This is a genomic window from Ectobacillus antri, assembly GCF_003852715.1.
Lineage (GTDB): Bacteria > Bacillota > Bacilli > Bacillales > Bacillaceae_G > Ectobacillus > Ectobacillus antri.
On the sequence record NZ_RIAV01000024.1, the window covers coordinates 1 to 24,989 of the forward strand.

The following is a 24,989-nucleotide window of genomic DNA, read 5'->3' on the forward strand; positions in this document are numbered from 1 at the left end:
TAACCTCCGAAGAGGTTCGCTCGACTTGCATGTATTAGGCACGCCGCCAGCGTTCATCCTGAGCCAGGATCAAACTCTCCATAAAAGTGTTTGTCTAGCTAAAATAAATGTTGACGTTTCATGTTTTGTTTAGTTTTCAAAGTTCAACCGCCGCTTGAAGCGACTTTATTAATATACCATTTGTAAGTTTGTATGTCAACATCTTTTTAAAATGTTTTCATCACATAACTTGCTGACCTTTGTTATTATATAAGTTAATTTGTCGAAATGCAAGTCTTTTATAATTTTTTATTATTTTAACGAAAACGTAGAAGCTATTAGCTAGGCAATTGACTTTTATATGTAAGAAAAGAGGAAGGGAGATCTCCTTCCTCTTTTCTTATTCTTCTATATCTATCGTTTCTTCTTCATCTTGTCTCTCTGTTTTAGCAACAGTCGCAACTTCTTGATCACCATCTAGTCGAATGAGTTTTACACCCTGTGTATTTCTACCCATTCTCGAAATTTGATCAACCGGTATACGGATAAGTACACCAGCAACGGTAATTAACATAATATCTTCTTCACCTTGAACAGATTTCAAAGCAACAAGCTTACCGTTCTTATCTGTTATGTTACATGTTTTTAAACCTTTTCCACCACGACTTTGCATACGATATTCCGCAATAGGTGTTCGTTTGCCATAGCCATTTTTGGTAACAATTAATACATCCATGCTGTCTTCAGCTATCTCCATGCCTACCACATAATCTTCATCGCCTAAACTAATCGCTTTAACACCCGCTGCTGTTCTTCCCATTGAGCGGACATCGGCTTCATGGAAACGAATCAACATACCATCGCTTGTGCCGACGATAATATCTTTATCTCCACTTGTTAAGCGTACAGAAATAAGCTCATCTTCTTCACGTAACGTGATTGCAATTAGACCATTATTTCTAATGTTAGCAAATGAAGATAACGGTGTTCTTTTTGCTAAGCCATGTTTGGTGCTAAAAAATAGATAATGATCATCGCTAAATTCACGAATTGGAATGATCGCGTTAACCCATTCTCCTTTTTCTACTTCTAGTAGATTGATGATTGGTATACCTTTAGCAGTACGACTGTACTCTGGAATTTCATATCCCTTAGTTCGATATACCTTTCCTTTATTGGTAAAGAAGAGAATATGATCATGTGTAGAAGTTGTCAGCAAATGCTCAACAAAATCATCATCATTTGTCCCCATTCCTTGTACACCTCGACCGCCGCGTCTCTGCGTTTTATACGTGGAAGCTGGCAGTCTCTTAATGTATCCATTATGAGTTAGCGTAATAACTATATTTTGTTCCGGTATCAAGTCCTCGTCCTCTATTGACTCAAGACCTCCAGAAACGATTTCTGTTCGACGCATATCATTAAATCGTTCTTTAATTTCTAGTAATTCTTCCCTGATGATTTCTAGTACTTTCTCTTCATCAGCTAAAATAGCTTGTAACTCTGCGATTACCTGCAGTAGCTCTTTATATTCATCTTCAATCTTATCTCGTTCTAAGCCAGTTAAACGTTGTAAACGCATATCAAGAATCGCTTGTGCCTGCTTATCACTCAGATTGAAGCGCTCAATTAATCCTTGTCTTGCTTCCTCAGTCGTGCGAGACCCACGTATTAAACTAATAACCTCGTCTAAATGATCTAGTGCAATTCGTAACCCTTCTAAGATATGAGCACGTGCTTCCGCTTTTTCAAGTTCATATGCTGTACGTCTCTTGATAACTACCTTTTGGTGCTCTAGATAGTGATATAAACATTGTTTTAGATTTAAAACCTTAGGTTCACCATCTACTAGAGATAACATGTTGATACCAAAGCTCGTTTGCAAAGCTGTTTGTTTATATAAATTGTTAAGTAATACGTTGGCATTAGCATCACGTCTAACTTCCATGACGATACGCATACCGTTACGATCTGATTCATCCCTAAGATCCGTAATGCCATCTATCTTTTTGTCACGAACTAGTTCAGCAATCTTTTCAATGAGTTTTGCTTTGTTGACTTGATAAGGCAGCTCACTCACTATGATAGATTGACGATTGTTACTGCGCTCTTCAATTTCTACCTTCGCGCGAATTATTACACTGCCTCGCCCTGTTTCATAAGCTCGGCGAATTCCACTTCGTCCCAAAATTTGTCCTGCGGTCGGGAAATCTGGACCAGGAATAAATTCCATAAGCTCGGCAATAGTAATGTCAGGATTTTTGCTTAGCGCTAGTATTCCATCAATGACTTCTCCTAGCTGATGAGGTGGGATATTTGTTGCCATTCCGACAGCAATTCCCGTTGCACCGTTAACAAGTAGATTAGGAAAACGTGCAGGTAATACAATTGGTTCTCTTTCTGCACCGTCATAATTATCTTGATAATCAATTGTGTTTTTAGAGATATCTCGAACTAACTCCATTGAAATTTTAGACATTCTTGCTTCCGTATAACGCATAGCCGCAGCTGCATCTCCGTCAACAGATCCAAAGTTACCATGGCCATCTACTAACATATAGCGTTGGTTAAAATCCTGTGCCATACGTACCATTGTATCGTATACTGCAGAATCACCATGAGGGTGATACTTACCAATAACTTCTCCTACAATACGGGCGGATTTCTTGTACGGTTTATCCGCAATAATACCTAAATCATTCATAGCATATAAAATTCTTCGATGTACAGGTTTTAAACCGTCACGCACATCAGGTAATGCACGAGATACAATAACACTCATAGCATAATCTAAGAACGAAGAACGCATTTCTTGGCTAATATTAATTTCTCGAACTCGAGCTTGTTGGTTTTCTGACATTCGCCAGCACCTCCTCTTCTTTCGAACACATCTTGTTTATATGAAGAGAAAACAGGAATATTGCATTCCTGTCATTCTTTTAAATATCAAGGTTTTGCACGTATCTTGCGTTGTCCTGGATAAAATTTCTTCGCGGCTCTACTTTATCTCCCATCAATGTCTCAAAAGTTTCATCCGCTTCAATAGCATCTTGTAGATTTACTTGAAGCAGTGTCCGCACCTCAGGATCCATTGTAGTCTCCCAAAGTTGACCCGGATTCATTTCACCAAGACCTTTATATCTTTGAATGCCTGGTTTTGGCTGAGCAGGTAGTTCAGAAAGTACTTTTTCAAGTTCTTTATTGTTATAAGCATATTGAACTTTTTTCCCTTGTTGAATCTTATAAAGAGGCGGCTGTGCGATATACACATATCCATATTCAATAATTTGACGCATATAACGATAGAAGAACGTTAACAATAGAGTACGTATATGAGCACCATCTACATCAGCATCGGTCATAATAATAATTTTATGATAACGAGCTTTTTCAATATCAAAATCCCCGCCAATACCTGTGCCAATTGCTGTTACCATTGCACGTACTTCATTATTAGATAAAATCTTATCTAATCTTGCCTTCTCTACATTAATGATCTTTCCGCGAAGCGGTAGAATTGCTTGGAAATGACGATCGCGACCTTGTTTTGCTGAGCCACCGGCAGAGTCACCCTCTACGATGTATAACTCACTAATTGATGGATCTTTTGCAGAGCAGTCAGCTAGTTTTCCTGGTAAACTCGAAATCTCTAGCGCATTTTTTCTACGAGTAAGCTCCCTTGCTTTCTTTGCAGCGACCCTCGCTCTTGCTGCCATTAGACCTTTTTCTACAATTTTACGAGCAACTGACGGATTTTCGAGTAGAAACTTCTCAAACATCTCTGAAAAAACGGACTCTGTAATGGTACGAGCTTCACTGTTACCTAGCTTTGTTTTCGTTTGTCCTTCAAACTGAGGATCTGGATGTTTGACAGAAACAATTGCAGTGATTCCTTCACGAACATCTTCGCCAATTAAGTTGCTGTCACTCTCTTTAATTAAATTGTTCTTTCTAGCATAGTCATTAATAACACGAGTTAAAGCAGTTTTAAAACCAACTTCGTGTGTACCACCTTCGTACGTATGAATGTTGTTAGCAAAGGAGTAAATATTACTTGTGTATCCTTCATTGTACTGCAACGCAATCTCAACATTAATTCCATCACGAGAACCTTCAACGTACACAGGTTCTTCATGAATGGCTTCTTTCGTACGATTAAGATGCTCTACATAAGACTTAATGCCGCCCTCATAATAAAATTCCTTTTTACGAGGATTTTCACGCTTATCCTCAATTGTAAGTTTAATACCTCTATTTAGAAAGGCAAGTTCACGAAGGCGATTTGCCAACGTATCATAGTCATACTCTGTGGTTTCCGTAAAAATCTCTGTATCAGGTACAAAATGTATAGTTGTTCCCGTATGATTAGCTTCACCGATAATCTTAAGATCTTCTGAAGGTACGCCGCGCTTATATTCTTGATAATGGATTTTCCCTTCGCGATATACATATACATCTAACTTAGAAGACAAAGCATTAACAACTGATGCACCAACGCCATGCAAACCACCGGAAACTTTATAACCACCACCGCCAAATTTTCCTCCCGCATGAAGGACTGTCATGATAACCTCTACAGCAGGTCTTCCCATCTTTTCATGAATACCTACAGGGATACCACGGCCATTATCCTTAACAGTAATACTATTATCTGCCTCAATAATGACGTTGACCTCTGTACAATAGCCAGCGAGTGCCTCATCGATACTATTATCTACAATTTCCCATACTAAATGGTGTAGACCTTTTGCGTTAGTAGAACCTATATACATACCTGGGCGCTTTCTGACTGCTTCTAGACCTTCAAGAACCTGAATTTGACTTTCATCATATGTCTGCTCTTGCGCTTGTTTCTGCTCCATTGTCACACTCATCACCTACTTTTCCATTTAACAGATACTCATCTGTTTATCGTACCGCTTGTTACCCGAATTGTTTTTGCTTTTTTTAGAGTTTCATGCTCAATGCCGTCTACACTCGTTGTTGTTACGAATGTCTGCACTTTCCCTTGAATCGTATTTAAAAGATGAGACTGACGATAATCATCCAATTCTGATAAAACATCATCTAACAGAAGAATAGGGTATTCTTTTACTTCAGAATGAATCAATTCTATTTCAGCCAGTTTTAAGGAGAGGGCGGTTGTACGTTGTTGACCTTGGGAACCGAAAATTTGTACATTTTTATCATTCACAAAAAAATGTAAATCATCTCTGTGGGGACCGATCAAAGTTGTACCTCGAAACATCTCTCGCTTTTTAATAGTCTGAAAATTTTCGTAGTATACTTCTTTCATCTTCGACAAATCCATTGATTCTGATACATCTATGCTAGGCTTGTACACAATTTTCAACTCTTCAAGTCCACGACTAATTCCACGATGTATAGGTGCAGCCCATTCTTGTAAAAGTTGTAGAAATTCAAAGCGTTTTTTTAAAATTTTAGCACCGTGTTCAATTAACTGAATTGTAAATATATCAAGCATTGCTGCATTTTTAGGTGTATCTTCTGTCATGGATTTTAATAAATGGTTTCTTTGCGTTAATATTTTTTGATATTGACTTAATTCATACAAATATACAGGCGCAATTTGTCCAAGTTCCATATCTAGAAAACGTCTTCTAATCTGGGGGCTGCCTTTTACCAAATTTAAATCTTCTGGAGCAAACATAACAACATTCATTTCGCCAATATATTGGCTCAATTTTGATTGCTCCAGATGATTAAGTTTAGCCTTTTTCCCTTTTTTGGAGATCAATAGTTCCATTTGTATCGCAGAATGCTTTTTTTGAAGCATCCCTTTTATTTTACCATACTCTGCATCCCATTGGATAAGTTCACGATCATTTGGTGTACGGTGCGATTTAGCCATCGCTAATACGTAAATAGCCTCCATGAGGTTTGTTTTCCCCTGAGCGTTTTCTCCTATAATGACGTTTACTTGATTTTCAAAAGTTACTTCCAGATGTTCATAGTTACGATAATGCTGCAGTTCTAGTCCTTGAATATACAAAGGGATCCTCCCTTATTTAAGCCTTTACTTGAAATATACCAAATCCAGTAATCTCAATCTTATCTTGATTATACAATTTACGTCCACGACGATTTTCTGATTCTCCGTTTACATAGATTTCATTTTCTTGAAGAAACCATTTTGCTTCTCCGCCTGTTTGAATTACGTCGGCAACTTTCAAAAACTGTCCTAACGTAATATATTCTGTCGAAATTTGAATGATTTTCATTACATTCGCTCACTTTCCGAATTTGTTCATTCTTTCATTGTACTAAAAAAAACAAGAATAGAAAAGGATTGGCCCAATAAAAGGATAATGCTATTTTGTTTAGTTTTGATAGTAAAAGCCGCCATGATATTTTGGCGGCTTTTTATAAAACGTATAAAAATTTAAGAATTGTTTTAGAAAGATAGTGAATTTGGTTTTTAGTATGTGCGAACAGGTAAAATCAGTTGCACAATGGAATCATCATTTGACGTACGAATTAGAAATGGACGCATAGCTCCTGTAAAGCTAGTCCTAATTTCTGTGCTTTCTAATACTTTTAGCGCATCCATCATATATTTTGCACTAAAAGAAATTTTGAGCTCTTCTCCCTCTATGCTCTCGCATTGTATTTCTTCCACCACTTTACCAATTTCAGGGGAATTTGAAGAAATCTCAATCATGTTGTTTGCTAGGGTAGATAACTTAACCACATTGTTTCTCCCATCTCTAGCAAGTAATGATGCACGGTCAATGGCTTGTAAAAATTCTTTTGTGTTTACCATGATATCAGTTTTGCTGTTATCTGGAATTAAGCGTGATGTATCAGGATAGTTTCCCTCTAATAATCTGGTAAAAAACAAGAGATGCTTTGTTCGGAACAAGACTTGATAATCTGTAATAACAATATCAACCATTTCTTCAGACTCATCAAGAATTTTACTTAATTCATTTAAACTTTTTCCTGGAATTACAACGTTAGCTTGAAAGTCTGCAGCAAGTTTTCCAGCTGCAATTTTTGCTTTTCGTAATGCTAGACGATGACTATCTGTTGCAATACAAATCAATTCACTGTTATATACCTTCCAGTTTACACCTGTCAAGATCGGGCGCGTTTCTGATGTTGATACAGCAAATACGGTTTGTCTAATCATATGTTTAAGTAGATCTGTGGGTAACTGGAATACATTTTGGTCTTCAATTTGCGGTAATAGCGGGTATTCTTGTGCATCTAAACCATTTAAGTTAAATTCCGCTTTTCCTGATTTGATTTTAGTCATAAAATGATTTTCCACTTCAATTTCAACTGTATCTTTCGGTAGTTTTTTAACGATTTCACTAAAATATTTTGCTTGCAGTACAATACTTCCTGCTCTTTCAATATCTACAACGGATTTACCATTTTCTTCAGTTGGAATAAAAGATTCAATGGAGATATCGGAATCACTTCCTGTTAGTGTTACACCTTCTTCGTGTGCAACAATTTTTATGCCGGTTAAAATCGGAATTGTTGTACGGGAAGAGATGGCTTTCATAACATCTTGTACACTACGGACAAGATAATCCTTCTGAATAATAAATTTCATGAAAAAAATCCTCCAGTCATTTGAATACTTTCTAGTTAACTAAATAATAATAAAAAATTAGTAGTAATAGTAATAGTGCTTGTTGATATGTGGATAACCTCTGTGGAGTAAGGAAAAAACAGTCTATCAACATGTGGATAGACTGTGTGTAATTACAAGGAGGTTATTCACATTATTCGACTAGTTTTTCAATATATTGCGAACTTCATCGAGCTGTTTTTGAAGTTGTGTGTCAACTTTTACAAGTTTAGAAATTTTTTCGTGTGCATGAATAACAGTAGTATGATCTCTACCTCCAAATTCTTCTCCAATTTTAGGCAAAGAAGAATCGGTTAACTCACGAGACAGATACATTGCAATTTGTCTTGGAAAGGCCACGGATTTAGTACGTTTCTTTGCTTTGAAATCTTCTAATTTAACTTGAAACAGTTGACCTACCGCTTTTTGAATTTCCTGTATTGTAATTATTTTTGGCTTTGCATTTGGAATAATGTGCTTTAATGCTTCAGCAGCTAAGTCTGCATTAATATCTTTATTAATTAAAGAAGAGTAAGCAACAACACGAATGAGCGCACCTTCCAATTCACGAATATTTGAATCGATTTGATTAGCAATATATAACATAACTTCATTTGGGATGTCTAATCCCTCTGCTTTTGCCTTTTTACGTAAAATCGCAATTCTTGTTTCAAGATCTGGTGGAGTAATGTCCGTAATTAGGCCCCATTCAAATCGAGAACGCAATCGATCTTCTAGTGTAGGTATCTCTTTTGGAGGACGATCGCTAGAAATTACAATCTGTTTGCTTTCTTCATGAAGAGCGTTGAATGTATGGAAGAACTCTTCCTGTGTTTGTTCTTTTCCCGCTAAAAACTGAATATCATCTATGAGAAGCACATCTACATTTCGATATTTATTGCGGAAATCAACGGCTTTATTGTCACGAATAGAGTTAATAAATTCGTTTGTAAATTTTTCTGAAGAAAGATATACCACTTTTGCGTTTGGATTATGCTCAATTACATAGTGGCCAATCGCATGCATAAGATGTGTTTTTCCCAATCCAACACCACCGTAGATAAAGAGAGGATTGTAGGCTTTAGCTGGTGCTTCAGCGACCGCGAGGGATGCAGCGTGCGCAAATCGATTGCCAGAGCCTATTACAAATGTATCAAACGTATATTTTGGATTTAACATACTTTGTGGGATGTTATTGGGTTCATCTTGCATTGCTTTTGCTTTTTTTGCCGGAGGATAATCGAACTCCTCTTCCGCTTCAACTTGAGGAATAATAAAACGAACCTCTAGTTCTTCACCTGTAACCTGATACAAAGTTTCGGATATAAGATTGGAGTAATGGGATTCCAACCAATCGCGTGCAAAGTCATTTGGAGCGATGACGGTAAGATGGTGTTTTTTTAAAGAATGAGCTTTAGTGGACTTAAGCCAAGTTTCAAAGCTGGGTTTACTCACTTTTTTTTCAAGCTCTTGTAAAGTCCGATTCCATAAATCTGTGATATTTTCCAATAGTATCCCTCCTTTATCGTGAAATAATGAAGTGTTCAAGTTTTGTACACCTCAGAAAGCGTACGAACGAATATTTATACATACAAACAGAAGTTTATATTTTATATAAAATAAAAAGTGTTAAAACACACAGGTTGTGGACAAGTGGTTATCAACATGTGATAATAAATGTCCACAAGTTATTCACAACATGTGGATAATAATATACAAACCAAAACTTGTCCAAAGGTGAAAACAAAAATATAATATCAAAAAAAAGCAGTATTATCAATGTGTTTTGAAAAGTTATCCACAAAATCAACCTGTTGTGGAGAAAAGATATTCCCAACACGATATACTGTGTAAAAGATTGAAATATAGTTGTTAACATTTTTGAGAGCTGATTTGTATTATCCACAGATTTAAAATTCATGTGTAAAAACCTGTGAATAGGATAAAATTGCATATAAGATGAAAATTCCGATAACCATTGACATTTTGCTGGTGCATTAACTATAATTTATAAGACTGTCTTTTACAGTTAATCCTCAGGGAGGTGTCATATAATGAAAAGAACTTACCAACCAAATAAACGTAAGCGCAGTAAAGTACATGGTTTTCGTAGCCGTATGAGCACTGCTAACGGCCGTAAAGTTCTTGCAGCTCGTCGCCGCAAGGGAAGAAAAGTATTATCTGCGTAGACCACTGATCGCTCAGTGGTCTTTTTTCTAGGGAGATGAAAAAGGTCTAATCAGAAAAGGCGGCATGCTTATTAGACTTACATATACCGCTGAACGAAATACAGGAGTGTTGAAACGGATGAAGAAAAAGAATAGAGTGAAGAAAAACGTGGAATTTCAAGCGGTGTTTCAAAAAGGTAAATCCAGTGCAAATCGCCAATTTGTTCTGTATAGTTTAGACAAACCTGGTCAGGAGGAATTTCGTATTGGATTGTCCGTAAGTAAAAAGGTAGGAAATGCCGTGGCGCGCAATCGAATAAAAAGAGTAATTCGTCAAGTATTCACAGAATTAAAACAATGCATAGATTCCGAAAAAGATTTTGTTATAATAGCAAGGAAGCCCTGTGCAGAAATGACATATGAGCAAATGAAAAGTAGCTTGTTGCATGTTATGCGTAGATTAGGTATGAAAGTACCTATTCAGGAGCGAAAAGAAGGATAAAAGTGGTATACATAAAAGGAGGAAGTAGTCCGTGAAAAAGAAAATTACTTTTCTGGTTATGATGATGGCGTTTATGGCTGTTATCACCGGCTGTAGTGAAGTTAACAAGCCGATTACACCGGAAAGCGAAGGCGTTTGGAATGAATATTTCGTGTATCCGCTTTCTCAGTTAATTACATTCTTTGCCGAATTGTTTAATAATGACTATGGATTATCAATTGTCGTTGTAACAATTATTATTCGTCTAGCATTATTACCGCTTATGATTAAGCAAACCAAAAGTACAAAAGCAATGCAAATGCTGCAACCTGAAATGGTAAAACTACGAGAGAAATACGCGTCTAAAGACCAAGTTACACAGCAAAAGCTACAACAAGAAATGATGCAATTGTATCAAAAGCACGGTGTAAACCCGTTATCCGGCTGTTTACCTATCTTTATCCAAATGCCTGTTTTATTTGCGTTTTATCATGCAATTATGCGTACAATGGAAATCAAACAGCACAGCTTTTTATGGTTTGATCTTGGACATCCTGATCCGATTTACGTCTTGCCGATTGTCGCGGGGATTACAACATTTATTCAACAAAAGATTGCTATGAAGGGGACACCACCAAATCCACAAATGACGATGATGCTTTGGTTAATGCCAATTATGATCTTAATTTTTGCCATTAACTTCCCTGCAGCTTTATCTTTATACTGGGTTGTTGGTAATATATTCAGTATTGCACAAACTTACTTTATAAAAGGACCGACCTTAAAAGAAACAGAAGAGGGTGCAAGCAAGTGAATGCGATAACCGCTAAAGGTCAGACTGTTGATGAAGCTATAGAGTTCGCTTTAAGGCAGCTGCAGGTTCCGCGTGAGCAAGTTGAAATTCGAGTTATTGATGAGGGGAAAAGAGGTTTTTTGGGCCTGATCGGTAACAAACCTGCTATTGTAGATGTGATGATTAAGAAAAATGCTGCTGATGAGGCAGAAAAGTATCTCAAAAATATTATTTCTGAAATGGCAATAGATGTACAAGTCGAGAAACAATTAAAAGGAAAAGAACTTACGTTTATTTTATCAGGTTCTCAAGTTGCTTTATTAATTGGAAAGCGCGGTGCAACCTTAAATGCATTGCAACAGTTGACACAGCTTGTTGCAAATCGATATACAAAGCAGTATATTAACATAATTTTAGATGCTGAAGATTATCGGAACAAACGTAAGAAAACATTGGAGCTCTTGGCTAATCGCTTAGCCAAACAAGTATACACGACAAGAAAACCAGTAATACTTGAACCAATGCCATCGTTTGAGCGTAAAATTATTCATCAAGTACTCGCTAATCACCCACATATTCATACAACATCAGCTGGTACAGAACCGCATCGACATGTCGTTATAGAGCCAAAATAGAGATACAAGAAAAGCGCCCAGAAGTGAATCTGGGCGCTTTTTTTGGCGTTTCATACTTGAAATATTTTAAATTCTCCTAGACGTTAATCTTTATCTTCAGGTCACGTTCATTTTTTTCAGTTTATTAACGAAAGAAGGGAAAAATCCTTCGTTAATCATACCTGTTCCCCCCATACATCCTCATTAGATAAATACATGCTAGTAAGCCGTATTCTTCTGGCAGATACAAATCAAGGAGTAGATTTCATTTAAGCATCTGTAATGGGTCGTCGAGAAGAGCTATATCTATCTAAAATGATGCCTAATTTTCAGTTACTGTGTTTTTGTAATTTGTTTTAAAACCCAAAGAAATACTGCCAGATTTATATTAAAGATTTATCAACATCAACATTTTGTTTTATAATATGTTACGCATGCTACTTATCCACAGTGGATAAGTTTATGGTGTTTTTAGCACGGACATAATAAAAAGTAAATATTCTTTTGCATGCAGTAATGATATGGTATCCTAATGGTTTAGTGATAAAAATTAAATTGTTATTTATAGAGAGTTGATTAGTAAGTGAGGTGAACGAGATGAAGTTCGATACAATTGCTGCAATTTCTACAGCATTAGGAGAAGGGGCGATTGCCATTGTCCGCATAAGTGGAGAGGAAGCAGTAGAAAAAGCGAACCGCATTTTTAAAGGCAAAGACTTGACGAAAGTTTCAACACATACAATTCATTACGGTCATATTATTGAACCTGATTCTGGACGTGTAATTGAAGAAGTTATGGTATCGGTATTACGTGGACCAAGAACATTTACAAGGGAAGATATTGTTGAAATTAATTGCCATGGGGGCTTAGTTTCTGTAAATAAAGTATTGCAACTTATCTTAGAACAGGGTGTTCGATTAGCCGAGCCTGGAGAATTTACAAAGCGAGCATTTTTAAACGGACGAATTGATTTATCGCAAGCAGAAGCTGTTATGGATTTGATTCGGGCTAAAACTGATCGGGCTATGAATGTAGCTCTAAATCAGATGGAAGGGCGATTATCAAAGCTAATTGGTCGTTTACGTCAAGAGTTATTAGAGACGTTAGCACATGTTGAGGTTAACATTGATTATCCAGAGTATGATGATGTAGAAGAAATGACACATCAGGTTCTGATTGAAAAGGCAACATATGTCCGTGATGAAATTCGAGAGTTACTTGAGGTTTCTAAGCAGGGAAAAATTTTAAGAGAAGGTATTGCAACTGCTATTATCGGGCGACCGAATGTAGGAAAGTCATCTCTTTTAAATAGCCTGGTACAAGAGAAAAAAGCGATTGTTACGGATATTGCAGGTACAACGCGCGATGTTATTGAGGAATATGTGAATGTTAGAGGCGTACCCCTTCGTTTAATTGACACAGCAGGTATCCGTGAAACAGCTGATATTGTAGAGCAAATTGGTGTAGAGCGTTCAAAAGAGATGATGGACAAAGCGGATTTGGTATTGCTTGTTTTAAATTATAATGAACCCGTTACGGAAGAAGATAAGAGGTTATTTGAAGCTGTACAGGGCAAAGACTATATTGTAATTATTAATAAAATGGATTTGCCTAGAATAATCGATTTAAACCATGTTAAAGAATTGGCTGGAGATAGCAAGATCATCACAACTTCGTTAATTGAAGAAAAGGGTCTTAAGGATTTGGAACAGGCAATTGCAGATCTATTCTTTGAAGGATCTCTAGAAGCGGGTGACTTAACATATGTTTCTAATGCACGTCATATCGGATTATTAACACAGGCAGAAAGAACTATTTCGGAAGCGGTAAATGCCATTGAAGCTGGTATGCCGATTGACATGGTGCAAATTGATTTAACAAGAACTTGGGAAATACTTGGTGAAATTACAGGAGATACTGTACATGAAAGTTTAATTGATCAGTTATTCTCTCAATTTTGTCTTGGGAAATAAGATGGGAGGAATAAAAAGTGGGATATAATGCTGGTTCATATGATGTAATTGTAATTGGAGCTGGTCATGCAGGCTGTGAAGCAGGACTTGCAGCTGCTCGCATGGGTGCTAAAACCTTAATGTTAACAATTAATTTAGATATGGTTGCTTTTATGCCATGTAATCCTTCAGTAGGAGGACCGGCTAAAGGAATTGTGGTGCGCGAAATTGATGCATTAGGCGGCGAAATGGGAAGAAACATTGATAAAACCCATATTCAGATGCGTATGTTGAATACAGGAAAAGGGCCTGCTGTTCGTGCTTTACGAGCACAAGCAGACAAGTTTGCGTATCAGCATGAAATGAAGCGTACAATCGAAAATACACCAAACTTAACATTGTTTCAGGGGATGGTAGAGCGTCTGATTGTTGAGGATGGTGAATGTAAAGGGGTAGTGACACAAACAGGAGCTGAGTATACAGCAAAAACAGTTGTTATTACAACAGGTACATTTTTACGCGGCGAGATTATTATGGGCGATTTGAAATATTCTAGCGGTCCAAATAACCAACAGCCCGCTGTTAAACTTTCAGAGCATTTAGAGGAACTAGGATTAGAAATGGTTCGTTTTAAAACAGGGACACCACCTCGTGTAAATAGTCATACAATTGACTACAGTAAAACAGAAATTCAACCTGGAGACGATGTTCCTCGCGCATTTTCCTTTGAAACAACAAAATTTATTATGGATCAAATTCCATGTTGGTTAACATATACGAGTGAAAAAACACATCAGCTCATTGATGCAAACTTGCATCGGTCTGCAATGTACTCAGGTATGATTAAAGGGACAGGGCCGCGTTACTGTCCGTCAATTGAGGATAAAGTAGTACGTTTTCATGATAAACCAAGACATCAGATTTTCTTAGAACCAGAAGGACGAAATACGGAAGAAGTATACGTGCAAGGCTTGTCCACTAGCTTACCGGAAGATGTGCAGCGAGAAATTTTAAAGACGATTCCAGGTCTGGAAAACGTACAAATGATGCGTACTGGTTATGCAATTGAGTATGATTCCATTGTACCAACGCAGCTTTGGCCAACTCTTGAAACAAAGAAAATTAAAAATTTATACACAGCAGGACAAATCAACGGGACATCTGGTTATGAAGAAGCAGCTGGTCAAGGATTGATGGCAGGTATTAATGCTGCATGTCGTGCTTTAGATAAAGAAGAAGTGATTCTGGACCGATCACAAGCTTATATTGGTGTACTTATTGATGATTTAGTAACCAAAGGTACAAATGAGCCATATCGCTTGCTGACATCACGAGCTGAGTATCGCCTGTTGCTTAGACACGATAATGCAGATCTACGCTTAACGGAAACAGGGTATAAAATTGGATTAATTCCGGAAGAGCGTTATCAACGATTTGTCGAGAAAAAAGAGAGTATTGAGAAGGAAAAAGCTCGTCTTTCCGGAATTATTATTAAACCGAAGGCTGAAGTACAAGAATTAATTCGTCAAGCCGGCGGGGCAGAATTAAAAGATGGCATTCGCGGTATTGATTTGTTACGTCGAACAGAGATGACGTATGAGCATATTAAACAAATTATTCCAAGCGAAGAGGACATCAACGCTGATGTAGCAGAACAAGTAGAAATACAAGTGAAATATGAAGGATACATTGAAAAATCCTTGCAGCAAGTAGAACGTATGAAACGCATGGAAAATAAAAAAATCCCTGTGGATATTGATTATGATGCAATTCATGGATTAGCCTCAGAAGCACGTCAGAAGTTAAAAGAAGTACGTCCTCTATCGGTCGGTCAAGCTTCTCGCATCTCTGGTGTAAATCCTGCGGATATTTCTATTTTACTTGTATATTTAGAACAAGGAAAAATCGCAAGAGTATCGAACCAATAAAGAAGTAGGAGATTTAGCGATGAATATAGAGCAATTTCAATCTATGCTGGGAGAAAAGGGAATTACCCTTTCTCCTCTTCAATTGCAACAATTTGAAATATATTATAAGACACTTGTTGAGTGGAACGAAAAAATGAACCTTACAGCTATCACAGAGAAAGAAGAAGTGTACTTAAAACATTTTTTTGACTCTGTAACAGCTGCATTTCATTATGATTTATCAAAAGAATACACGATTTGCGATGTAGGAGCGGGAGCTGGTTTTCCAAGTATCCCTCTAAAAATATGTTTTCCAAACCTTAAGGTTACAATTGTAGACTCTTTACAAAAGCGAATATCATTTTTAAATCATCTGGCAGCTGAGTTAGGTCTAGAAAATGTAGCATTTTATCATGATCGCGCAGAAACATTCGGCCGAAAAGAAGGAATTCGTGAAACTTTTGATATTGTGACTGCAAGAGCTGTTGCGAGATTATCGGTTTTAAGTGAACTATGCTTACCCCTTGCTAAAGTAGGGGGCGTATTTATTGCTATGAAAGGCGCAGCTGCGCATGAAGAATTGGAGACCGGAAAGCATGCTGTTCAAGTGCTAGGCGGAGAAATTCGTAATACAGCAACATTTCGCTTACCAATTGAGGATAGTGAACGAAACATTATCATCATAGATAAAAAGAGAAAGACTCCTAAGAAATATCCACGTAAGCCAGGTATGCCAAATAAATTACCTATTGAAAATTAAACCTTAACAAAAGGCAAATTGAATAACGTGTCTTTATGTTTCACGTGAAACGTTTTGTATAAAGCAATCAATAGGATTTTTAAGGGTGGTGGAGTACAATGAAAAATACAATTTCGCGCTTCTTCGGATTGGGAGAAAAAGAGAGTATTACTGAAGAGACTGAAGAGCGATACGACGAAGTTAAGCAAATTCCAGTTAGTCATATTGTACCAAACCGTTATCAGCCTAGAACGGTTTTTAATGATGCTAAAATTGAAGAGCTTGCTTTAACCATTCGTACACATGGTATTATTCAGCCTATCGTTGTTCGAATGTACGAGGCAAATCGTTATGAGATTATTGCCGGGGAAAGACGCTTCCGAGCAGTTCATAAATTAGGGTGGGAAACAATTCCTGCTATTGTAAAAAATATGAGCGATGCTGAAACCGCTTCGGTTGCACTTATTGAAAATCTGCAGCGAGAAGAATTAACCTCAATTGAAGAAGCTATTGCTTATCAGAAACTTCTTGATTTACATAATCTTACACAAGAAGCTTTGGCACAACGACTTGGAAAAGGACAATCGACGGTTGCAAATAAACTGCGATTGTTGAAATTGCCCGGGGAAATCAAAGATGCTTTGCTAGAAAAAAAGGTTACAGAAAGACATGCTAGAGCTTTAATTCCATTAAAAAAAGAAGAATTACAATTAAAAATGTTACAAGAGATTATAGACAGACAGTTAAATGTAAAACAAACTGAAGAACGTGTTGCAAAGATGTTAGAACAGGAAGTGCCCAAGCCAAAAGCAAAACGTAAAGCTGTAAGTCGTGATATGAGAATTGCCATGAACACCATTCGTCAATCTCTTCAGATGGTTGAAAATAGCGGTGTTACGATTGATTCTGAAGAAGAAGAGTTTGATGAATATTATCAAATCACTATAAAGATACCAAAAAAACGTTAAATCACCACCAAGAAGAGTCTTTTTAAAGGCTCTTTTTGTATGCTCAGTTATCTCACCAGGTACTTTTGTATAAACTTATATGCCAACATAGGCAGGAATATAGAAATAAGTTTTGAAGTTTTATACAGAAGTAATCAGAAGAGAACCTATTCATGTTACAATAAGATTAGTTTAATAGAATGTGTAAAAGGAAATCGGAGAGAAAGTTTGAGGGTAGGTGACATCATGGGAAAAATCATTTCAATTGCTAATCAAAAAGGGGGCGTAGGTAAGACTACAACTTCTGTAAATTTAGGGGCTGGATTAGCGTGTTTAGGTAAAAAAGTGTTACTTATTGATATTGATGCACAAGGAAATGCAACTACAGGAGTCGGAATTGAAAAGTCCGATTTAGATCGCTGCGTATATAATGTTTTAGTAGAAGATGCGGAAATTCGGGAAGTTATTAAACCTACAGCCATTGAAGGGTTATATGTTATTCCAGCTACTATTCAGTTAGCCGGTGCAGAAATTGAGCTTGTTCCTACAATCTCAAGAGAAGTACGTTTAAAAAGAGCATTACAACCTATCCAAGATGAATATGATTATATTATCATTGATTGTCCACCATCTCTTGGTTTATTGACTTTAAATGCTCTTACGGCCTCAAATTCCGTTATCATTCCTGTTCAGTGCGAGTATTATGCACTAGAAGGATTAAGTCAACTATTAAATACAGTACGTCTTGTACAAAAGCATCTAAATAAAAACCTTTCTATACAGGGTGTGTTGTTAACTATGTTAGATGCACGAACCAATCTAGGGCTGCAGGTAATTGATGAAGTAAAAAAATACTTTAGAGATAAAGTGTATCGTTCTATAATTCCCCGGAATGTTCGCCTTAGTGAAGCACCTAGTCATGGAAAGCCAATTATGCTGTATGATGCTAAGTCGAAGGGGTCTGAAGTATACTTAGATTTAGCAAAGGAAGTGATCGCAGGTGGCTAAAGGTCTTGGAAAAGGAATTGAAGCGTTTTTTCATAATTTAGAAGCGCAAGAGGAAGAAGTAGTTAAAGAAATAGAACTAAGACAACTTCGTCCCAATCCTTATCAGCCGCGTAAATATTTTTCAGAACAATCCATACAAGAATTGAAAGATTCTATTATTGAACACGGAATTTTACAGCCTATTATCGCTAGAAAAAGCATAAAGGGATATGAAATTGTTGCTGGTGAACGTCGATATCGGGCGGCAAAAGAAGCAAAACTCCAAGCAGTTCCGGTTGTTGTTAGAGAATTTACAGAACAACAAATGATGGAGCTAGCGCTTCTTGAGAATTTACAGCGTGAGGATTTAACCCCTATAGAAGAAGCAAAAGCATATGAAAAGCTCATGCAAGAATTAAATCTAACACAAGAACAATTAGCACAACGTGTCGGTAAAAGTCGTCCTCATATTGCAAATCATGTTCGGCTTCTATCTTTGCCAGAAAAGATACAAGACGCAATTTCTCGCCAAGTAATTTCTATGGGGCATGGAAGAGCTTTATTGGGTTTGAAGAAAAAAGAGCAGTTGGATAAGTTGGTAGAACAGATTAAAGAAGAGGATTTGAGTGTTCGTCAGCTCGAGAAACTTATTCAACAGTTGAATGAACATGTTCCACGTGAAACACGAAAACCAAAAAAACAAAAGAATGTATTTATTCAAGAACAAGAGTCTCTTCTAAGAGATTATTTTGGTACTGCAGTCACTATTAAAGAGTCTAAAAACAAAGGGAAAATTGAGATTAAATTTGTAAATGAACAAGATTTAGAACGAATTTTAGACTTATTAAAGCGAACGTAAACAAACCATCTAAGATAGATGGTTTGTTTGTTTATGATATGATAAAGCATAATCGGCTCTTTGGATACCTTTGGAAATAGTATCTGCCATTTTTATTACTAAGTTCAATCTTGTATTTTGTAAAACAAAAAATTCCATAAATCCATGAATATTTACAATACCGTGTATATGGATATTGCCTACTGCTGGCAGTTGCTTATTCATAGCGGCTCCTGGTTTACTTGGCCCCTTACCTATAGAAATAGAACCCACATTCTGGGATTTACCAAGACATGCATCAACAGCTACAATAAATGGTGTTACATGTTCCTTTTGAATAGTCACTAATGTTTCTTCCAAATTTAAAGCATGAACAGGTTCGTCCAAGGTACCATACACATGAAAGTTACGAATATTTTTTTCTAGGAGCTTAGAACCTACTAAAGGACCCAATGAGTCTCCTGTTGAACGATCTGTACCAATACAAACAAAAACAATAGGTTGAGAATGCTCTGGGATGTAGGAGGAAATCGTGTGTCCTAAACGAAGGCTGGCTGCTTCCTCATCATAGAAAACAGGAGCTGGTTCTTTTTCTATAAAAGGATATTTTAAACGAAATGATCCTATATTCAAGTTCATCCATCCTTTGGCATAATAGTATCAGTATATATACAAACCTTCCTTTTTATACCTGGATATAAGACATAAAAAATAAATAAAATGTAAACATAATTTTAAGGATGATATATAAATTTCTGTTACAATAACAATAGTGCTGGATTAAAAAGCGTTCAGCACTTACGTAAGGTAAGAACATAGGTAGTAGATGAATTGTTTTTGCTCCTTCCTTGTTGCCGCTATATAAAAATATCAGTCGTATTCATGTAGTAAAGAGAGGTAATAAAATGAGTTGGTTTCAAGATAAATATGACAGCTTTATAGCATATATCACAAATCCAGATGTTTGGATTAGTGTTGCGTTAGGGATTTTAAAGATTATATTCATTATCGCTATTGCAAGTGTTGTTATTCGAGTAGGTAGAGCGATTATTCACAATGCATTTCGTATTAACAGTAAATCACCTCTTCAGATTTCAGAGAGAAGAACAAACACAGTTGCAAAGTTGCTTCAAAATGTCATTACATATGTAGTATTCTTTTTAGCAGTCATTATGATTTTAGGTGTATTAGGGATTGAAACAAAAGGTCTACTAGCAGGGGCTGGGGTTATTGGTCTAGCAGTTGGTTTTGGTGCACAAAACTTAGTTCGTGACGTAATCACAGGATTTTTCATTTTATTGGAGGATCAATTTTCAGTAGGTGATTATGTAAGATTAGGTAAGTTTGAAGGTGTTATACAAGAAATTGGCCTTCGTACAACGAAAATTAAAAGTTGGACTGGAGAACTTCATATCTTGCCCAATGGCAGCATTAAAGAAGTAACGAATTTTTCATTGAGCAACAGCGTAGCCTTTGTTGATGTAAGCATTTCCTATGAAAGTGACATTGATCGTGCAGAAAAAGTAATTGAAGATTTATTAGATGAATTACCAATGAAATATGATAAGATGGTAAAACGTCCAGAACTTCTAGGTGTTCAAAGCCTAGGTGCGTCCGAGGTTGTACTTCGTGTTGTATCAGAGGTTGAGCCGATGCAGCATTTTGCAATTTCAAGGGCATTGAGAAAAGAGATTAAACTAAGATTAGATGAACATGGTATTGAAATTCCATATCCACGTATGGTATTGTACAACCGCGAGGAAATGGGTAGTAAGCAAGTAAATTAAATATAAGAGGTGTTTGGCATGGAACAGAAGGAATTTGGTTTGCATGATGTGGTGGAAATGAAAAAGCCTCATCCATGCGGCGCCAACCGCTGGAAGATTATTCGAATGGGTATGGATGTACGCATTAAGTGTGAAGGGTGCTCACATTCTGTTTTAATTCCCCGCCGAGAATTTCAGCGTAAAATAAAAAAGATTTTAGTTAAATATGAGGAGTAGACTGCAGAGACGCAGTCTATTTTTTGTACCTGAACGAATCTCTTTCATTTTTTGTGATGGCTGTGTTAAAGCCTGATGTTGCTAATTGAAACTTGTTGATGGGAGTGAAGGGGTTGGGACTCCTGCGGGAAAAGCGAGTCCAAAGCAGACAACGCAGACGCATAAGAACTGAGGAAGCTCCCTGACTGTCAGCGGAAAGATCCTCTGTAACGGAAATTAACAACGAACTTTAACAGAGTCTTCATATTAAGTTATAGCGGTTAGCTCCTCTAATCAGAGAACGCCAGTACATGAGGGGAAAAAAGCGCTTTTGGATAGAAAAACTTCTGCTTCTACGCCTGAATGAGCTAACTCCTCCTTTCTTCTTCACTTGTCAATTGCTGTGTTACTCACTATAATGATGGAAGGTGAAAAATATGTGGTTGGTGGTGCTGAACGCTGGTGCTGCGACTATTTATAGGAGTTGAAAACAATGGGTTTAACAGCTGGTATTGTAGGATTACCGAATGTAGGTAAATCTACTCTTTTTAATGCGATTACGCAAGCAGGTGCGGAATCTGCAAACTATCCATTTTGTACAATTGATCCAAACGTAGGGATTGTTGAGGTGCCGGATGCACGTTTAAATAAGTTAACAGAATTGGTACAACCAAAGAAAACTGTACCGACTGTGTTTGAATTCACTGATATTGCAGGTATCGTAAAAGGAGCAAGTAAAGGGGAAGGTCTTGGAAATAAATTTCTTTCTCATATTCGTCAAGTAGATGCGATCTGTCAGGTTGTACGTTGTTTTGAGGATGAAAATATTACCCATGTAGCAGGTAAGGTAGATCCAATTGCGGATATTGAAACGATTAACTTAGAGTTGATTTTAGCTGACCTTGAATCTGTTGAAAAGCGTATTGATCGCGTTGCGAAGCTGGCAAAACAGCGCGATAAAGACGCTGCGTACGAACATGACATTTTAGTTAGGTTGAAAGAAGCTTTTGAAAATGATCAACCAGCTCGCACAGTTGAATTTACAGAAGAAGAGATGAAGGTTGTTAAAGGTATGCACTTACTAACAATCAAACCAATGCTTTATGTAGCTAACGTTGGTGAGGACGATGTAATTGATCCAAGTGGTAATGAATACGTACAAATGGTTCGTGAATTTGCTGCGAAGGATAATGCAGAAGTCATTGTTGTTTGTGCAAAGATTGAAGCTGAGATTTCCGAGCTTGATGAAGAGGAAAAGAAAGCATTTTTAGAAGAGCTAGGTATTGAAGAGTCAGGTCTTGATCAATTGATTCGTGCAGCTTACCATTTACTTGGCTTGGCAACCTACTTTACGGCTGGTGTACAAGAGGTTCGTGCATGGACATTCCGTAAAGGTATGAAAGCACCACAATGTGCAGGTGTCATTCATACGGATTTTGAACGTGGCTTTATTCGTGCGGAAACTGTTTCATATGAAGACCTTGTGCAATATGGCTCTATGAATGGCGCTCGCGAAGCAGGACGCGTTCGTTTGGAAGGTAAAGAATACATCGTACAAGATGGCGATGTTATGCACTTCCGTTTTAATGTATAATGTATTGTTTTCTTTGAATGTGTGAAACTTTCACATTGTTAAGCAGTGGGGATTAAGAATCAAATTTTTTGACTGTCCGCAGAAAGCAAACCTCTGTAAAGTGAATTATATAGAGGAATGTATGGTTTTTTACTTGAGTAAAAGCTGTAATAAGACTTGGCAATCTAATAATTAGATTGCCAAGTTTTTTCTATTTGTATGAGTTGCTTCCCCTAACTTACTATGATATAATCTAAACTCGTGAGTGATTACAAAAATTGCTCCTTGCCCATTTCGGGCCGTTTAGTCCAAAAGGAGGTGACAGTGATGAAAAAGTACGAAATCATGTACATCATCCGTCCAAACATGGAAGAAGAAGCTCAAAAAGCTTTAGTTGAGCGTTTCAACAACGTGTTAAAGGACAATGGTGCAGAAGTAGAAAACGTTAAAGAGTGGGGTAAGCGTCGCTTAGCTTACGAAATTAACGACTTCCGTGATGGTATCTACATGCTTGTAAACGTAAATTCTGATGCAGCTGCAATTCAAGAATTCGATCGTTTGGCTAAGATCAACGAAGATATCATCCGTCATATCGTCGTAAAAGGTCAAGAATAAGATATAGGGGAGAGTGGTTCGGATGATGAATCGCGTTTTACTCGTAGGTCGCTTAACTAAAGATCCGGAATTGCGTTATACGCCAAATGGCATCGCGGTAGCTACTTTCACGTTGGCAGTAAATCGCACGTTCTCAAATCAGCAAGGCGAACGCGAAGCTGATTTTATTAACTGTGTTGTATGGAGAAAACCAGCTGAAAATGTAGCAAACTACCTGAAAAAGGGAAGCCTTGCCGGTGTGGACGGTCGTCTTAGCACTCGTAATTACGAGGGACAAGATGGTAAACGTGTATATGTGACAGAAGTTGTTGCAGATAGCGTTCAGTTTTTGGAAACAAGGTCAAGTGGAAACAACGAGCAGCGTGGCTCATTTGCACCGCAGCCATCGGGCTTTGGTTACAATGATCAAGGCTCTAACCCATTCGGATCTTCTGGAAACAATCGCCCTAGCGCGCCTAGGAACGATGATCCATTTGCGAATGCAGGTCAACCGATTGATATTTCGGACGATGACTTACCGTTTTAATATAATTTAGTCAGACAAAGAATGGAGGGAATTGCACATGGCTATGGGTGGACGTAAAGGCGGACGTGGTAAACGTCGTAAGGTTTGCTTCTTCACTGCTAACGGTATCACACACATCGACTATAAGGATGTAGATCTTCTTAAGCGTTTCGTTTCTGAACGCGGTAAGATTTTACCTCGTCGTGTAACTGGTACAAGCGCTAAGTACCAACGCAAACTTACGATTGCAATCAAACGTGCTCGTCAAATGGCACTTTTACCGTACGTTGCGGAATAATAACTAGTAAATACACAGTAGAGTTTCCTCTACTGTGTATTTTATTATATAAAGCGAGGATTCTTAAATGAAAAATACAAGACTGATTACTGAAGGCGCCGTTTTACTGGCCGTATTCATTATCTTGCTCTTGGCAACAATGTATGTACCAATCTTAAATATCATTTTACTATTTGCTCTACCTTTACCATTTATTATATTTTCTTTAAAATATGAGTGGAAATATGCACTAATGTTACTGTTAGTAGCCTCTGTTATTACCATATTAGTAGCTACCCCTCTAAGTATTACAAATGTACTTACTTTTGGAACCGCTGGAATCGTAATTGGCTATTTATATAAAAAGAAAAAAAATCCAGCTGAAATTCTTGTGACAGCAACAGTTATTTATGTTTGTAATTTAGTAACCTTGTATGCGGTAAGTGTGATTTTCTTTGAGTATAATTTTATTACACAAATGCAGAAGATGTTAAATGAGTCAATTGCGATGACAGAGCGATTTATTGCGGCAACTGGCGCGAATGCAAACGAAAAACAATTACAGCAGTTAAAAGATATGCCTGCTTTATTAGGATATATTATGCCTTCTATGGTTGTATTAGGTGGTTTTATGATGTCCTGGTTTACGATTTTAATCGCTGGTCCTATCTTAAAAAGATTGCGCTTTCAAGTTCCTGCTTGGCCTCCTTTTCGTGATCTTCGTCTTCCGAAAAGTATTGTAATTTATTACGTCATTTTTATATTAATCGCAGCTTTTGTAAAGATAGAAACAGGTTCGTATCTTTATATGGCTGTATTGAATATAAATATTATATTTCCTCTACTGATGGCTTTGCAGGGTTTTTCTTTCTTAGCTTTTCTTTTTCACTCAAAAGGATATCCTAAAGGGGTATTGATTTTCGTTTGTATTCTTGTCCTGTTTGTACCTATTTTATTTTCTCTTGTTACGTTCTTAGGTATAATTGATGTAGGCTTTTCTTTGCGAAGATATATAAAGTCATAAAATA

24 protein-coding genes and 1 rRNA gene are annotated in these 24,989 nt (G+C 37.1%); 17 read left to right on the forward strand and 8 right to left on the reverse strand.

What is annotated here, in order from left to right; genetic code table 11:
- From EEJ45_RS15615 to dnaA, 7 genes are all read right to left on the reverse strand, one after another.
- Nucleotides 1–85 (reverse strand): 16S ribosomal RNA (locus EEJ45_RS15615); the annotation flags it as partial.
- Nucleotides 86–379: 294 nt separating this feature from the next.
- Nucleotides 380–2,839: a DNA gyrase subunit A gene (gyrA, locus tag EEJ45_RS15620; protein WP_124565737.1), complete on the reverse strand. Its 2,460-nt coding sequence runs from the start codon at nt 2,837–2,839 to the stop codon at nt 380–382.
- A gap of 79 nt (nt 2,840–2,918) precedes the next feature.
- Entirely contained in the window at nt 2,919–4,841 is a 1,923-nt protein-coding gene (gene gyrB / locus EEJ45_RS15625; protein WP_124565738.1) for a DNA topoisomerase (ATP-hydrolyzing) subunit B, read from the reverse strand.
- Nucleotides 4,842–4,879: 38 nt separating this feature from the next.
- Nucleotides 4,880–5,992, reverse strand: coding sequence for a DNA replication/repair protein RecF (recF, locus tag EEJ45_RS15630; RefSeq protein WP_124565739.1), 1,113 nt, complete (start codon nt 5,990–5,992; stop codon nt 4,880–4,882).
- Nucleotides 5,993–6,008: 16 nt separating this feature from the next.
- Nucleotides 6,009–6,221: a S4 domain-containing protein YaaA gene (yaaA, locus tag EEJ45_RS15635; RefSeq protein WP_124565740.1), complete on the reverse strand. Its 213-nt coding sequence runs from the start codon at nt 6,219–6,221 to the stop codon at nt 6,009–6,011.
- 197 nt (nt 6,222–6,418) lie between these two features.
- Nucleotides 6,419–7,564 carry a DNA polymerase III subunit beta gene (dnaN, locus tag EEJ45_RS15640; protein ID WP_124565741.1) on the reverse strand — a complete coding sequence of 382 codons (1,146 nt, stop codon included), beginning with the start codon at nt 7,562–7,564 and terminating at the stop codon, nt 6,419–6,421.
- Between the two features lie 180 nt (nt 7,565–7,744).
- Nucleotides 7,745–9,091, reverse strand: a complete 1,347-nt coding sequence (gene dnaA, locus EEJ45_RS15645; RefSeq protein WP_124565742.1) for a chromosomal replication initiator protein DnaA — start codon at nt 9,089–9,091, stop codon at nt 7,745–7,747.
- Nucleotides 9,092–9,636: 545 nt separating this feature from the next.
- On the opposite strand from dnaA, the gene rpmH reads away from it, so the two are divergent.
- From rpmH to EEJ45_RS15695, 10 genes are all read left to right on the forward strand, one after another.
- Nucleotides 9,637–9,771 (forward strand): 50S ribosomal protein L34, encoded by a 135-nt coding sequence (gene rpmH / locus EEJ45_RS15650; RefSeq protein WP_000831901.1) that lies wholly within the window; start codon nt 9,637–9,639, stop codon nt 9,769–9,771.
- Nucleotides 9,772–9,889: 118 nt separating this feature from the next.
- Entirely contained in the window at nt 9,890–10,252 is a 363-nt protein-coding gene (gene rnpA / locus EEJ45_RS15655; protein ID WP_124565743.1) for a ribonuclease P protein component, read from the forward strand.
- Between the two features lie 31 nt (nt 10,253–10,283).
- Entirely contained in the window at nt 10,284–11,045 is a 762-nt protein-coding gene (gene spoIIIJ, locus EEJ45_RS15660; RefSeq protein WP_124565744.1) for a YidC family membrane integrase SpoIIIJ, read from the forward strand.
- On the forward strand, nt 11,042–11,659 hold the full coding sequence (gene jag, locus EEJ45_RS15665; protein ID WP_124565745.1) for an RNA-binding cell elongation regulator Jag/EloR: 618 nt from the start codon (nt 11,042–11,044) through the stop codon (nt 11,657–11,659). The genes spoIIIJ and jag overlap by 4 nt, the downstream gene beginning before the upstream one ends.
- Nucleotides 11,660–12,235: 576 nt before the next feature.
- Complete coding sequence (mnmE, locus tag EEJ45_RS15670; protein ID WP_124565746.1) at nt 12,236–13,612, forward strand: tRNA uridine-5-carboxymethylaminomethyl(34) synthesis GTPase MnmE; 1,377 nt, start codon at nt 12,236–12,238, stop codon at nt 13,610–13,612.
- A 17-nt stretch (nt 13,613–13,629) separates the two neighbouring features.
- A complete protein-coding gene (mnmG, locus tag EEJ45_RS15675; RefSeq protein ID WP_124565747.1) occupies nt 13,630–15,519 on the forward strand; it encodes a tRNA uridine-5-carboxymethylaminomethyl(34) synthesis enzyme MnmG in 1,890 nt (629 codons plus the stop codon).
- A gap of 19 nt (nt 15,520–15,538) precedes the next feature.
- Nucleotides 15,539–16,258 (forward strand): 16S rRNA (guanine(527)-N(7))-methyltransferase RsmG, encoded by a 720-nt coding sequence (gene rsmG, locus EEJ45_RS15680; protein ID WP_124565748.1) that lies wholly within the window; start codon nt 15,539–15,541, stop codon nt 16,256–16,258.
- A gap of 98 nt (nt 16,259–16,356) precedes the next feature.
- The gene (gene noc, locus EEJ45_RS15685) at nt 16,357–17,205 is read left to right on the forward strand and encodes a nucleoid occlusion protein (RefSeq protein ID WP_124565749.1); all 849 of its coding nucleotides are present in this window, start codon (nt 16,357–16,359) and stop codon (nt 17,203–17,205) included.
- A gap of 225 nt (nt 17,206–17,430) precedes the next feature.
- The gene (locus EEJ45_RS15690) at nt 17,431–18,192 is read left to right on the forward strand and encodes a ParA family protein (RefSeq protein WP_124565750.1); all 762 of its coding nucleotides are present in this window, start codon (nt 17,431–17,433) and stop codon (nt 18,190–18,192) included.
- Nucleotides 18,185–19,030, forward strand: a complete 846-nt coding sequence (locus EEJ45_RS15695; RefSeq protein ID WP_124565751.1) for a ParB/RepB/Spo0J family partition protein — start codon at nt 18,185–18,187, stop codon at nt 19,028–19,030. Before EEJ45_RS15690 ends, EEJ45_RS15695 begins: the two co-directional genes overlap by 8 nt.
- A 9-nt stretch (nt 19,031–19,039) precedes the next feature.
- Here the strand turns inward: EEJ45_RS15695 and yyaC are convergent, their stop codons facing one another.
- Entirely contained in the window at nt 19,040–19,642 is a 603-nt protein-coding gene (yyaC, locus tag EEJ45_RS15700) for a spore protease YyaC (RefSeq protein ID WP_124565752.1), read from the reverse strand.
- A gap of 272 nt (nt 19,643–19,914) precedes the next feature.
- On the opposite strand from yyaC, the gene EEJ45_RS15705 reads away from it, so the two are divergent.
- From EEJ45_RS15705 to EEJ45_RS15735, 7 genes are all read left to right on the forward strand, one after another.
- Entirely contained in the window at nt 19,915–20,796 is an 882-nt protein-coding gene (locus EEJ45_RS15705) for a mechanosensitive ion channel family protein (RefSeq protein WP_124565753.1), read from the forward strand.
- A gap of 18 nt (nt 20,797–20,814) precedes the next feature.
- A complete protein-coding gene (locus EEJ45_RS15710; RefSeq protein WP_124565754.1) occupies nt 20,815–21,012 on the forward strand; it encodes a DUF951 domain-containing protein in 198 nt (65 codons plus the stop codon).
- 472 nt (nt 21,013–21,484) lie between these two features.
- A complete protein-coding gene (ychF, locus tag EEJ45_RS15715; RefSeq protein WP_124565755.1) occupies nt 21,485–22,585 on the forward strand; it encodes a redox-regulated ATPase YchF in 1,101 nt (366 codons plus the stop codon).
- 306 nt (nt 22,586–22,891) lie between these two features.
- Nucleotides 22,892–23,179 carry a 30S ribosomal protein S6 gene (gene rpsF, locus EEJ45_RS15720; RefSeq protein WP_124565756.1) on the forward strand — a complete coding sequence of 96 codons (288 nt, stop codon included), beginning with the start codon at nt 22,892–22,894 and terminating at the stop codon, nt 23,177–23,179.
- Nucleotides 23,180–23,201: 22 nt separating this feature from the next.
- Nucleotides 23,202–23,705, forward strand: coding sequence for a single-stranded DNA-binding protein (ssb, locus tag EEJ45_RS15725; protein ID WP_124565757.1), 504 nt, complete (start codon nt 23,202–23,204; stop codon nt 23,703–23,705).
- A 43-nt stretch (nt 23,706–23,748) separates the two neighbouring features.
- On the forward strand, nt 23,749–23,982 hold the full coding sequence (rpsR, locus tag EEJ45_RS15730; protein ID WP_124565771.1) for a 30S ribosomal protein S18: 234 nt from the start codon (nt 23,749–23,751) through the stop codon (nt 23,980–23,982).
- Between the two features lie 67 nt (nt 23,983–24,049).
- Nucleotides 24,050–24,985 carry a YybS family protein gene (locus EEJ45_RS15735; RefSeq protein WP_124565758.1) on the forward strand — a complete coding sequence of 312 codons (936 nt, stop codon included), beginning with the start codon at nt 24,050–24,052 and terminating at the stop codon, nt 24,983–24,985.
- Nucleotides 24,986–24,989: the final 4 nt, after the last annotated feature.

Bases quoted from the DNA above. Each gene is read 5' to 3' on its own strand.
- EEJ45_RS15690 (WP_124565750.1), top strand. From the start codon at position 17,431: ATGGGAAAAATCATTTCAATTGCTAATCAAAAAGGGGGCGTAGGTAAG.
- gyrA (WP_124565737.1), bottom strand. From the start codon at position 2,839: ATGTCAGAAAACCAACAAGCTCGAGTTCGAGAAATTAATATTAGCCAA.
- EEJ45_RS15735 (WP_124565758.1), top strand. From the start codon at position 24,050: ATGAAAAATACAAGACTGATTACTGAAGGCGCCGTTTTACTGGCCGTA.
- rpsF (WP_124565756.1), top strand. From the start codon at position 22,892: ATGAAAAAGTACGAAATCATGTACATCATCCGTCCAAACATGGAAGAA.
- EEJ45_RS15705 (WP_124565753.1), top strand. From the start codon at position 19,915: ATGAGTTGGTTTCAAGATAAATATGACAGCTTTATAGCATATATCACA.
- EEJ45_RS15710 (WP_124565754.1), top strand. From the start codon at position 20,815: ATGGAACAGAAGGAATTTGGTTTGCATGATGTGGTGGAAATGAAAAAG.
- rsmG (WP_124565748.1), top strand. From the start codon at position 15,539: ATGAATATAGAGCAATTTCAATCTATGCTGGGAGAAAAGGGAATTACC.
- rpmH (WP_000831901.1), top strand. From the start codon at position 9,637: ATGAAAAGAACTTACCAACCAAATAAACGTAAGCGCAGTAAAGTACAT.
- noc (WP_124565749.1), top strand. From the start codon at position 16,357: ATGAAAAATACAATTTCGCGCTTCTTCGGATTGGGAGAAAAAGAGAGT.
- mnmE (WP_124565746.1), top strand. From the start codon at position 12,236: ATGAAGTTCGATACAATTGCTGCAATTTCTACAGCATTAGGAGAAGGG.
- yaaA (WP_124565740.1), bottom strand. From the start codon at position 6,221: ATGAAAATCATTCAAATTTCGACAGAATATATTACGTTAGGACAGTTT.
- ychF (WP_124565755.1), top strand. From the start codon at position 21,485: ATGGGTTTAACAGCTGGTATTGTAGGATTACCGAATGTAGGTAAATCT.
- gyrB (WP_124565738.1), bottom strand. From the start codon at position 4,841: ATGGAGCAGAAACAAGCGCAAGAGCAGACATATGATGAAAGTCAAATT.
- rpsR (WP_124565771.1), top strand. From the start codon at position 23,749: ATGGGTGGACGTAAAGGCGGACGTGGTAAACGTCGTAAGGTTTGCTTC.
- dnaN (WP_124565741.1), bottom strand. From the start codon at position 7,564: ATGAAATTTATTATTCAGAAGGATTATCTTGTCCGTAGTGTACAAGAT.
- rnpA (WP_124565743.1), top strand. From the start codon at position 9,890: ATGAAGAAAAAGAATAGAGTGAAGAAAAACGTGGAATTTCAAGCGGTG.
- ssb (WP_124565757.1), top strand. From the start codon at position 23,202: ATGATGAATCGCGTTTTACTCGTAGGTCGCTTAACTAAAGATCCGGAA.